Source organism: Streptomyces sp. NPDC001634 (genome assembly GCF_040298185.1).
GTDB lineage: Bacteria > Actinomycetota > Actinomycetes > Streptomycetales > Streptomycetaceae > Streptomyces.
The window spans coordinates 1-10,211 of record NZ_JBEOZU010000165.1 but is presented as its reverse complement, the minus strand read 5'-3'; the positions used below and the strand labels follow the sequence as shown (position 1 = coordinate 10,211).

9 protein-coding genes are annotated in these 10,211 nt (G+C 71.7%); 5 read left to right on the top strand and 4 right to left on the bottom strand.

Annotated features, from left to right (window positions below; all coding sequences use genetic code 11):
• Nucleotides 1-940, bottom strand: a 940-nt coding sequence (locus ABT186_RS46410; protein WP_502973542.1) for an NsdA family TPR-like regulatory protein, incomplete at its 3' end; no start/stop codon positions are given.
• A 365-nt stretch (nucleotides 941-1,305) separates the two neighbouring features.
• Here ABT186_RS46410 and ABT186_RS46405 point away from each other — a divergent pair.
• Nucleotides 1,306-1,686, top strand: coding sequence for a hypothetical protein (locus tag ABT186_RS46405; RefSeq protein WP_351234380.1), 381 nt, complete (start codon nucleotides 1,306-1,308; stop codon nucleotides 1,684-1,686).
• 86 nt (nucleotides 1,687-1,772) lie between these two features.
• The gene (locus tag ABT186_RS46400) at nucleotides 1,773-2,639 is read left to right on the top strand and encodes a spermidine synthase (protein ID WP_351930441.1); all 867 of its coding nucleotides are present in this window, start codon (nucleotides 1,773-1,775) and stop codon (nucleotides 2,637-2,639) included.
• Between the two features lie 22 nt (nucleotides 2,640-2,661).
• On the opposite strand, the gene ABT186_RS46395 is transcribed toward ABT186_RS46400, so the two are convergent.
• The gene (locus ABT186_RS46395; RefSeq protein ID WP_351234365.1) at nucleotides 2,662-3,195 is read right to left on the bottom strand and encodes a hypothetical protein; all 534 of its coding nucleotides are present in this window, start codon (nucleotides 3,193-3,195) and stop codon (nucleotides 2,662-2,664) included.
• 130 nt (nucleotides 3,196-3,325) lie between these two features.
• Between ABT186_RS46395 and ABT186_RS46390 the strand changes: the two genes are divergently transcribed.
• The 3 genes from ABT186_RS46390 (at nucleotide 3,326) to ABT186_RS46380 (ending at nucleotide 6,998) form a co-directional block, all read left to right on the top strand.
• A complete protein-coding gene (locus ABT186_RS46390; protein ID WP_351234363.1) occupies nucleotides 3,326-4,030 on the top strand; it encodes a response regulator transcription factor in 705 nt (234 codons plus the stop codon).
• Nucleotides 4,027-5,424 (top strand): sensor histidine kinase, encoded by a 1,398-nt coding sequence (locus ABT186_RS46385; RefSeq protein WP_351234361.1) that lies wholly within the window; start codon nucleotides 4,027-4,029, stop codon nucleotides 5,422-5,424. Before ABT186_RS46390 ends, ABT186_RS46385 begins: the two co-directional genes overlap by 4 nt.
• A 110-nt stretch (nucleotides 5,425-5,534) precedes the next feature.
• On the top strand, nucleotides 5,535-6,998 hold the full coding sequence (locus ABT186_RS46380) for a glycoside hydrolase family 18 protein (RefSeq protein ID WP_351930439.1): 1,464 nt from the start codon (nucleotides 5,535-5,537) through the stop codon (nucleotides 6,996-6,998).
• On the opposite strand, the gene ABT186_RS46375 is transcribed toward ABT186_RS46380, so the two are convergent.
• Together ABT186_RS46375 and ABT186_RS46370 are read right to left on the bottom strand one after the other, a co-directional pair.
• A complete protein-coding gene (locus ABT186_RS46375; protein ID WP_351234357.1) occupies nucleotides 6,989-8,440 on the bottom strand; it encodes a phytoene desaturase family protein in 1,452 nt (483 codons plus the stop codon). The genes ABT186_RS46380 and ABT186_RS46375 overlap by 10 nt on opposite strands.
• Before the next feature lie 36 nt (nucleotides 8,441-8,476).
• A complete protein-coding gene (locus tag ABT186_RS46370) occupies nucleotides 8,477-10,141 on the bottom strand; it encodes a DUF3556 domain-containing protein (RefSeq protein ID WP_351930437.1) in 1,665 nt (554 codons plus the stop codon).
• Nucleotides 10,142-10,211 lie beyond the last annotated feature (70 nt).

Here is a 10,211-nt window from a genome sequence, read left to right as displayed (position 1 = left end):
CGCGCTGGGCCGCCTGTGCCGCTCGTACGGCCTCCCGCGGCCGGCCCGCGTCGCGCGCGAGGAACGCCGTGTTGCAGAAGGCATGCGCCTCCAGGGCCGGGTCCCCGGACATCCGGGCCGTGGCCAGCGCCTCAGCGTAGTGTGAGCGGGCGTCGTCGAAGCGCCCGGAGTCGTGCGCCAGCCACCCCACCGAGATGGCCAGTTCACCCGCGCCCGCGCACAGCCGGTCCGTGACCGCCTGCCGGGTCGTGCCCGCGTCGAGCAGTGCGTACGCGGCGCGGAGCGGGGCCGCGGCGCGCCGGTAGAGGCCGTCCGCGCCGTGCCGGTCGTCGAGCAGGCGGATCCTGCGTACGGCCTCCTCGAGCGCGCCGGCCTCGGACGAGCCCGTACGGTGGACTGGGCGTTCGGCGGCCGCTGCCGGGCCGGCGAAGGTGAGCCCGAAGGGGCCCAGGGAGGCAGCCGCCACCGTGGCGGTGCCGCCGGTCATGAATGCGCGACGCTGCACGTCGCTCTCCTCGTGGTTCTGTTCGTCGTACGTGTGCGTGCCGTACGACTCGTGCGTCTCGTACGTGTCATACGTCTCGTGCGCCTCGTGTGTCTCACTTGGGGCGTACGGACGGCTGGTGATGTGAGTGGGGGGCGCGTCGTCTGCGGTACGCGCCCCTCGGCCGCGTACCGCGGAGCGGGGCGCGAACCCCAGGTCCGTGAGTGTGCGACCGGGGAACATATGCAGGAACACCCGTTCGTAGGCGTAGTTGGGGCAACGGATCTCGCCCGCCTCGACGCGTCCGATGTAGCGCGCGTCGCAGCTGACCCGCTCGCCGATCTCGCGTGCGGCGCGTCGAACCGCCGCGGCGAACTCGCCCGGCGAGCGCTGTCCGCGCAGCTGCCGGAAGGCGAGGTTCGGCCGCGGTGGCCGGGGGGAAGGGGACGAGGTCATGGCCGGGCCCTCTCTTGCGAACCGTCGAACCATGCCGGACTGGGGATGAGTTGTCCGCGTGGTGACAGTTGGTCCCTGGGTCCGGCGGTGCAAGAACGTACCTGCCCCGCGAGCGGCGTCATGCGAGGTTTGGCTACAAACCGGATATCTCATGCGTGATCTGCCATGAACTGCCATCCTTTGCGGCAGCGTTGTGCCGTAGCCGTTGACGCTCTGGCGCGTTGAGCCCTGCGGACCGGGAGCCCCCCGAACTCCCGACCCAACTCACTCGACGAGGACGACGAGGAGGGGTTCCGTTGTTGGAGGCCGGGATGCAGACCAGGCAGGGCACCGAGTTCCGTACGCAGCCGTCGACCGCGAGGCACATGGCGAACCCGGAGTGCAGCGCGCCGCCGCTCCAGGCCCCCGACCTCGTGACGGTCCCCGTCCGGCAGGGCCTCGAAGCCGTCGACATCCTCCGCCGCGGCGCGGGCGACTGCGTCGGGCCCGTCCTCCACGACGACGGCTGCGACACCCTCGGCTTCCTGGTCCCGCCCGGCACGGCCGACGCATGGGACGTCCCGGGCAGCACGTGCACACAGACGGACGGGCGCGGCATGAGCCTCGTCGCCCCGGAAACCCCGGTCGAGGGCACGGGCTGGCTGCTTCCGCCGGGCGACGCGGAGCTGGCCACGGACCCGGCTGTCCTGCGCGAGGCCCTCGGTGAGGCGGCCCGGCTGATCGAGGCTGCCGACAACTGTCAGTGAGCGTGTGCGGACGCCCCGCGTCCACCCCCTCGGTCCCTGGAATCCGCCGATGAGCCGCCCTCCTGGTTCCCCCCGATAATGGCGGGATGGGCAGGTCACGGAACGCGCGGCGCAGAGACACCGCCGAAGCCGTCGTCGAGGCGGTCGACGGCGGCCTCGCCCAGCTGATACCCGACCGGGACCGGGCGCGCGCCTGGACCCTCCTCATCGACGGCGCCCCGCAGTCGCATGTCGACCTCGACGACCCGGCATACCTGAGCTTCGAGTACCAGCGCCGCCTCGGCCACATCGTCGACCTGGCCGCCCCGCCCGGCCGTCCCGTGCACGCCGTGCACCTCGGCGGCGGCGCGTTCACCCTCGCCCGCTACATCGCGGCCACCCGTCCCCGGTCCACCCAGCAGGTCGTCGAGCGCGACACGGCGCTCGTCCAACTCGTGCGCCGTGCCCTGCCGTTGGATCCGAACGCCCGCATGCGGGTGCGCTCCACGGACGCCCGCGAGGGGCTCGCCAAGGTGCCGGACGGCTGGGCGGACCTGGTCATCGCGGATGTGTTCAGCGGGGCGCGCACCCCGGCGCATCTGACGTCGGTCGAGTTCCTCACCGATGTGCGCAGGGCGCTCAAGGACGGCGGACTGTACGCGGCCAACCTCGCCGACGGCCCGCCCCTCGCCCATCTGCGCGGCCAGATCTCGACCGCGGCGGCCGTCTTCTCCGAGGTCGCGCTGGTCGCCGACCCGGCCGTACTGCGCGGCAAGCGCTTCGGCAACGCGGTCCTGGTCGCCTGCGCCCACCCGCTTCCGGTCGCCGAACTGACCCGCCGCGCCGCCTCTGACCCACACCCCGCGCGCGTGGAGCACGGCAGGGCGCTGACCGACTTCACGGGCGGCGCGGCGGCGGTCACGGACGCGGCGGCAGTGGCGTCACCGGCGCCGCCGCCCTCGGTCTTCCGCTGAATCCGACGGACCGAGAGGGCTGCTAGTAGTTCCCGATCTCCACATGGGGCGGGCCGTCGTGCCAGGTGCAGAACACCGACACCCGGTCGGCGCCCGAGGTGAACTCCACCCGGATCCAGGTCTCCGTCTTCCACACCTGCATCGACCAGCCCGACCCCGGTGTGGCGGACACCAGCGTCGCGGACGTCGTTCCGAGGTCGAAGACCGCCCGCCCGCCGTCGGTGTCGTAACTCTTGACCCGGCCCGACGAGGAGGAGGGCGAGGTTGCGGTGGGGGAGGTGCTGGGGCCGGTGCTCGTGCCGGCCTTCTTCGACGGGCTCGGCGTCGGGCTCGGCGTGGACTTCCTGCTCGGGCTCTGCGACACCTCGGGCCGCTCCGTCGACGACGTCACCGGCTTCGCACCCTGTGTGGTCGCCCCGGCCGCCGTGATGGGCAGGGCGCGCGGCGGGTCGTAGGCCGTGCCCGCCATCACCGTGTGGACACCCCACCACGACAGCGTGACCGCCGCGCCCGTGGCGAGCGACCACGCCAGGAGGTGTACGAATCCTCTGAGCATCCCGGCCATATTGCCTCACGCGCCCCACGGGTGTCTCACGAGTCGCACACAGTTCCGTTTGTCCCGTTGGCGCCCGGGAGTTGTCCACAGGCCCCGGATTGGCTCGTTCGCATGGCGTACGGTGCCGCCCATGGCAAGTGTGCTCGTGGTCGAGGACGACCAGTTCGTACGCTCGGCGCTCATCAGGCACCTGACCGAGGCCGGGCACACCGTGCGCAGCGTCGGCACGGCGCTCGAGGCGCTGCGCGAGGTCGCCCATCTCTTCTTCGACGTCGTGATCCTCGACCTCGGACTGCCCGATCTGGACGGGTCCGAGGCGCTGAAGATGCTGCGCGGCATCACCGATGTCCCGGTGATCATCGCCACCGCGCGCGACGACGAGACGGAGATCGTCCGCCTGCTCAACGCGGGCGCGGACGACTATCTGACCAAGCCGTTCTCGGTCGAGCACCTGTCCGCGCGCATCGCTGCGGTGCTGCGCCGCTCCCGTGCCGCTGCCGCGGACGCCGCGCCGCCGTCGGTCATCCGGGTCGGCGGCCTCGCCATCGACCCTCTGCGCCGTCACGCCGAACTGGACGGTGTACGGCTGGACCTGACCCGGCGTGAGTTCGATCTGCTCGCCTTCCTGGCCGGCCGGCCGGGCGTCGTCGTACCGCGCAGGGAACTGCTCGCCGAGGTGTGGCAGCAGTCGTACGGAGACGACCAGACCATAGACGTCCATCTCTCGTGGCTGCGGCGGAAGCTGGGCGAGACGGCGGCGAAGCCGCGCTATCTGCACACCCTGCGGGGCGTCGGCGTGAAGCTGGAACCGCCGAGGACGGAGCCGCTGCCATGAGGTGGGCGCTGGTCAAGGTGTGCGTGGCGGTGACGACGATGGTCGTGGTCGCCTTCGCGGTCCCGCTCGGGCTCGTCATCAAGGAGATGGCGCGCGACCGGGCCTTCTCGAACGCGGAGCGGGAGGCCGCCGCGATCGCGCCCGCGCTGTCCATCACCACCGACCGGGACCAGTTGGAGAAGGTCGTCGCCTCGGCGGGCTCGGACAACGGGATCGCCGTGCACATACCGGCGGGTGAGGGCGCGAAGGCGGTCGACATCGGGCGGCAGCGCGCCGCAGGCAAGGACATCGAGACCACACGCAGACTGGGCCGGGCCTCCACCGCCGAGGTCCCCGGCGGCTCGACGCTGCTGCAGCCCACCGCGCTCAGCACGGGTGCGATCGCCGTCGTCGAGGTGTACGTCCCGGAGTCCGAGGTGACGAACGGCGTCGGTACGGCCTGGGCGGTGCTCGCCGCGGTCGGCCTCGCCCTGATCGTCGGCTCGGTTGCGGTCGCGGACCGGCTCGGCGTACGGATGGTGCAGCCCGCACAGCGCCTGGTCGAGGGCGCGCACGAACTGGGGGAGGGAAAGCTCGGGGCGCGTGTCCCCGAGGAGGGGCCGACCGAACTGCGTCTGGCGGCGGTCGCGTTCAACTCGATGGCCGACCAGGTCGTCCAGCTGCTCGCGAACGAAAGGGAGTTGGCGGCAGACCTGTCCCACCGGCTGCGGACGCCGCTGACCGTGCTGCGGCTGAACGCGGCCTCGCTCGGCGACGGGCCGGCCGCCGAGCAGACGCGGGCCGCAGTGGCGCAGCTGGAGCGCGAGGTCGACACGATCATCCGTACGGCGCGGGAGGCGAAGCCGCAGACCGCGGCGGCGGGGCCGGGCGCCGGCTGCGACGCGGCCGAAGTGGTGCGCGAGCGGATGGAGTTCTGGTCGGCGCTCGCCGAGGACGAGGGCCGCAAGTGGCGGGTGGCCGGGGTCGACCGGCCGGTGCGCATACCCGTCGCCCGCGCCGACCTCGCGGCCGCGCTCGACGCGCTGCTCGGGAACGTCTTCCGGCACACCCCGGAGGGCACGGCGTTCGCGGTCGACGTGCACAACGGCGAGGACGCGGTGATCGTGCTGGTGTCCGATGCCGGGCCCGGCATCCTCGACCCGGAGGCGGCGATGGCCCGCGGCCGCGGTTCGGGCAGCGACGGCTCGACGGGCCTCGGCCTGGACATCGTGCGCCGGCTCGCGGAGTCGACCGGCGGGGACGTACGGATCGGCTCGTCGGTGCTGGGCGGCACGGAGGTGCGGATCTGGATCCAGCTCGATGGCCGGGCGCCCGTTCGGCGCGGGCACCGCGTACGCCGCCGCAGGAGCGGCAAATTGGTCTCTACCTTTAACCGCCCCCGATCCCTTCCTTAAGCGCACCCTAAGATCCTCAACTGCCGTCCGGATGGCGCGGTTTGCCTGATTCCGGATCGCTAGCGTGCTGCCGCATCCCACCCCCCGTGAGCAGTGAAGGCAGGCACGCGATGAGCAGTACGCACCGGCGCAATGTGAGCCGTCGGAACAAGGCGATCGGCGGCGCCGTCGCCGCGGCCGTGGTCGGTGGCGGAGCGGTCCTGCTCACCGGCACCGCGCACGCAGCCGACGTCGGCGCCGTGTACACCAAGACCAGCGAGTGGTCGACGGGTTACACCGCGCAGTACGTCGTCACGAACGACAGCGGTCAGAGGAAGGCCGACTGGAAGCTGCAGTTCGACCTGCCGTCAGGTGCGAAGCTCAGCTCCCTGTGGGACGGCACCTCGTCGGTGAGCGGCCGGCACGTCACCGTGACGCCGCCGTCCTGGGACAAGGACGGGCTGGCGGCGGGCGAGTCGGTGACCGTCGGCTTCGTCGTGAACGGCTCGGGCGACCCGACCGGATGCGTCATCGACGGAGCGAAGTGTTCGGCCGACGACGGCGCGACACCGGAGCCCAGCGGCCGCCCCACCCAGTCGCCGACGCCGACCCCGACCCACACGGCGACTCCCGCTCCGACCGCCACGGCGACCTCCGCACCGTCCCCCACCCCCACCCAGTCGTCCGGCACCGGCACGACCACGAGCGCCGGCTTCGCCCCGTACGTCGACACGTCCCTGTACCCGGCCTTCGACCTCGTCGCCTCCGCCGATGCGACGGGTGTGAAGGACTACAACCTCGCCTTCATCACGGACGGCGGCGGCTGCACCCCCAAGTGGGGCGGCGTCAGCGACCTCGGCAGCGACGCCGTCGCCGCGCAGATCGGCGCCCTGCGGGCCAAGGGCGGCGACGTCCGTGTCTCCTTCGGCGGCGCCTCCGGCTCGGAACTGGCGACCACGTGCTCCTCCGCGGACGCGTTGGCGACGGCGTACGGGAAGGCCGTGGACGCGTACAAGCTCACCAAGGTCGACTTCGACGTGGAGGGCGGCGCGCTGCCGAACACGGCCGCGAACACCCGTCGTGCCCAGGCGATAGCCAAGCTCCAGCAGCAACACCCGGGCCTGGACGTCTCGTTCACGCTTCCCGTCATGCCCGAGGGCCTGACCCAGGACGGTGTGAACCTCCTCTCCGACGCCAAGTCGAACGGCGTGAAGATCTCCGCCGTCAACATCATGGCGATGGACTACGGCGCCTCGTACAACGGCGACATGGGCACCTACGCCGAGCAGGCCGCCACCGCCACCCAGGCCCAGGTCAAGAGCGTGCTCGGGCTCTCCGACAGCGCGGCCTGGAAGACCGTCGCCGTCACCCCGATGATCGGCGTCAACGACGTGAGCAGCGAGGTCTTCAAGGTCGACGACGCCACCCAGCTGGTGAACTTCGCCAAGTCCAAGGGCCTGGGCTGGTTGTCGATGTGGTCCGCCACGCGTGACAAGCAGTGCGACGGCGGCGCCAAGCCCAACGCGGACGCGACGTGCAGCTCGGTCCTCCAGGACAAGTTCGCCTTCTCGAAGGCCTTCGGCGCCTACAAGTAGGCGACACCGCCGGGCCGGTTGCCCGGCCACCGTCCCAGATACCGCAGGGCCCGTGCGGCGGCATGGGCCCCGCACATCCCGTGCGCGCCGGGGCCGGGCGGGGTCGCCGCGGAGCACAGATAGTGGCCAGGCACCCCGGTGTCGTACGGCTGCAGCGTGGGGCGTGGCCCGAGGACGAGCTGGGGGACGTCCGTGGCCCCGGTCATGATGTTGCCGCCCACGTAGTTGGGGTTGTACTCGGCGAACCCCGGCGTGGTGCGCACCGCGGTACCGACAATCCGGTCCCGGAAGCCCGGGGCGAACCGTTCGATCTGCGCGATGATCGCCGCTGTGGCGTCACCGGTGTAGCCATGGGGGACGTGGGCGTACGACCACACGGGGTGGACGTCGCCCACCGACCGGGAAGGGTCGGCCAGATACTGCTGCCCGACCAGGACGAACGGCCTCTGGGGCATCCGCCCGGCGTGGATGTCCCGTTCGGTCGCGGCGATCTCGGCGTACGTGCCGCCGACGTGCACCGTGCCGGCCCGCCGCGCCGCCTCGGACCTCCAGGGGACACCGCCCTCGACCGCGAAGTCGACCTTGAACGCCCCCGGCCCGTACCGGTAGCGCCGGTAGGCGCGGGCGATCCGCGGCGGCAGAAGACCGCCCAGGATGTCGGCCAGGGCGGTGGGCGCCACGTCCCACACGGTCACGTCCGCGGGCGGAAGCTGCGCGACGGACCGCACCCGTACCCCGGTCTCGATCTTCCCGCCCAGGTCGAGCAGCAGGGCCGCCATGGCGTCGGTGATACGGCGCGAGCCCCCCTCGGCGACGGCCCAGCCGTACCGGTGCCCCGCGGTGATGATGCCCAGTCCGATGCTCGCGCTGAGCGGCCGCTCCAGGGGATGGAAGGCGTGGGCCGCGACCCCGCCCCACAGGGCCCTGGCCTCCTCGGTCCCGAACGCCTTCGCCAGCAGCGACGCGGGGGCGAGCGCGGGGATGCCGAAGCGGGCGAGGCGGACGGGATGCCGGGGAAGGCGCAGCAGCGGGCCCATGATGTCGTCGCCGAAGGCGTCGTACGCCGCCGACGGGCCCTGGAACAGCCGCCGCCAGACCCGGCCGTCGGCGCCGAGACCGGCGGCGGTCCCGGTCACCGAGCGGTGCAGCACCCCGGCCGTACCGCCGTCGAGCGGATGTACGCAGTCGATCTCGGGCCACGCCCACGTGAGCCCGTACCGGTCCAGGCCCAGGCTCCGCAGGAACGTCGAGCCGACGGCCATGGGGTGGATGGCAGAGCAGTGGTCGTGCAGCAGTCCCGGCAGGATCGCCTCGCCGGAGCGGGTGCCGCCGCCGATCTCGTCGGCCGCCTCCAGCACGGTGACCCGTACGTCCGCCCGGGCCAGGGCGATGGCGGCGGCCAGACCGTTGGGCCCGGCGCCCACCACGGTGGCTGTACTCATGTCGTCCTGCCTTTCCGGAGGTTCATCACCCCTCGCCTACGGTGCCAGCTCCTCCGTCACTTCGAGCCGTGCGACCCTCGCCTCCTCGCGGCTCCAGGTGACGTCGAGCGGAATCGGGCCGTTCGGCAGCCACGGCTGCTCCTTCACCGCGTCGGCGACCTTCCATGTGCCCCGCTCGATGACCCCGAGCGCGGCGTCGATCACCTGGTAGTGCTGGATCCCGCGGTGGATGGGCTGCGACTCCACCCAGACGATGATCCACTCACCCGGGGCGAAGCCCACCCGGGACTGCACGGCGTTGATCAGATCGAGGTGGTGCAGATGGCCGTCGCCGAAGTTGAACCCGATGAGGGAGTTGCATCCGAACTCGGCCTCGCGCACGGTGCGCCGGTCCAGATCGGGGAGGTTCTTCAGCAGCACGGAGAACAGGCCGCGGCCCTGGCTGTGCATCGACCGCCAGGCGATCGTCTGCTGCATGGTGATCTCCGCGACCGCAGGCGGATACCCCATCGCCCGGAGCTGGTCGACCTGGTTCTTCGTCGGGCGGTGCGGCAGCGTGTTCAGCTTCTCCTCGGCGCCCGGCGCGAACACCCACAGCGCTGAGGCCCAGTTGCCCGCGTACTGACGCATCGAGGGCAGGAAGGACACGAGATCGGGACGGAGGTTGCCGAGGACCGGGAAGAACACCAGCGCGGCGACGATCCCGGCGGTCAGCCAGGGCGAGGACATGTCGCCGATGCCGTAGCCCACCCGGGCCGGGAAGCCGAGGAACAGGAAGACGGACAGGTAGGCGAACAGGATGTTCCACTCCAGCGGCACGGCCAGCGGGAAGGCGGACGTGATGAACAGGTGGAAGACGACCATCAGCACCACCCCGGCGAGGGTGAGCCACCGGTTCGTGGAGAACAGCAACACCAGCGGGGTGAGGATCTCGACGGCCGTGCCGCCGGCGTGCGCCATGAACGTGGCCACCTTCGAGGGGCGGATGTCGCGGGGGAAGTCGCGGTAGTGCAGCCGCTTGAGCCACTTCGCCGGGACGCAGGGGCTGTTGGAGACCATCGGTGAGACGACGTTGGTGAAGTGCGGCCCGAACTTCGACACCCCGGCGCCGATCCAGACCACACAGATCAGCAGCTTCGCCGCGATGATCATGTCGGTGAACGGCAGGACGGCGAAGAACACCAGCGCAGGCAGGTACTGCTCGCCCCGGGCGGCCAGGAAGACCGTCTTGTCCCGCAGACCGATCAGCACATACAGCACGACGGGTGCGATCAGCAGGGCCGGACGCACCAGCCCCGACGTGTTGTCGGGCAGTGCCTCGGTCAGCGAGGAGCTCGGCGCGCCGGGCAGCAGGATCCCCGTCAGCAGACAGACGAGGAAGGCCAGGTAGAGCAGTACGTCGGCGACGGTACGGCGGTCACCGTCGGTGAACGGCACCCGCTTCCACGGCCGCAGCCGGATGGTGCCGGGCCTGGCCCAGAACACGATGCCGCCGGTCATCGGCTTGAACTTGCCGGCGATCGGGCCCCAGGACCCCGCCACCCCGATGCTCTCGAGCAGGACGGTCCACCTTGCTTTCGGGTAAGGTGCCCGGTCCTTCAGGGCCGGGGGTGAATGCCCGTTCCCGCGGAGCGGGGCAGGGGGGAGCCGAATCGCCGTCAGGGCGATTCGGTGTTGCCGCCCATGGCGCTGAGGGGGCACAAACAGGCGGTGATGACGGGGAGGGCCCTGTGGCTGGTGACTGGCCGGATCGGCAGCCGGGAGCGGTCAC

Bases quoted from the DNA above. Each gene is read 5' to 3' on its own strand.
- ABT186_RS46405 (WP_351234380.1), top strand. From the start codon at position 1,306: ATGGCGAACCCGGAGTGCAGCGCGCCGCCGCTCCAGGCCCCCGACCTC.
- ABT186_RS46400 (WP_351930441.1), top strand. From the start codon at position 1,773: ATGGGCAGGTCACGGAACGCGCGGCGCAGAGACACCGCCGAAGCCGTC.
- ABT186_RS46395 (WP_351234365.1), bottom strand. From the start codon at position 3,195: ATGCTCAGAGGATTCGTACACCTCCTGGCGTGGTCGCTCGCCACGGGC.
- ABT186_RS46390 (WP_351234363.1), top strand. From the start codon at position 3,326: ATGGCAAGTGTGCTCGTGGTCGAGGACGACCAGTTCGTACGCTCGGCG.
- ABT186_RS46385 (WP_351234361.1), top strand. From the start codon at position 4,027: ATGAGGTGGGCGCTGGTCAAGGTGTGCGTGGCGGTGACGACGATGGTC.
- ABT186_RS46380 (WP_351930439.1), top strand. From the start codon at position 5,535: ATGAGCAGTACGCACCGGCGCAATGTGAGCCGTCGGAACAAGGCGATC.
- ABT186_RS46375 (WP_351234357.1), bottom strand. From the start codon at position 8,440: ATGAGTACAGCCACCGTGGTGGGCGCCGGGCCCAACGGTCTGGCCGCC.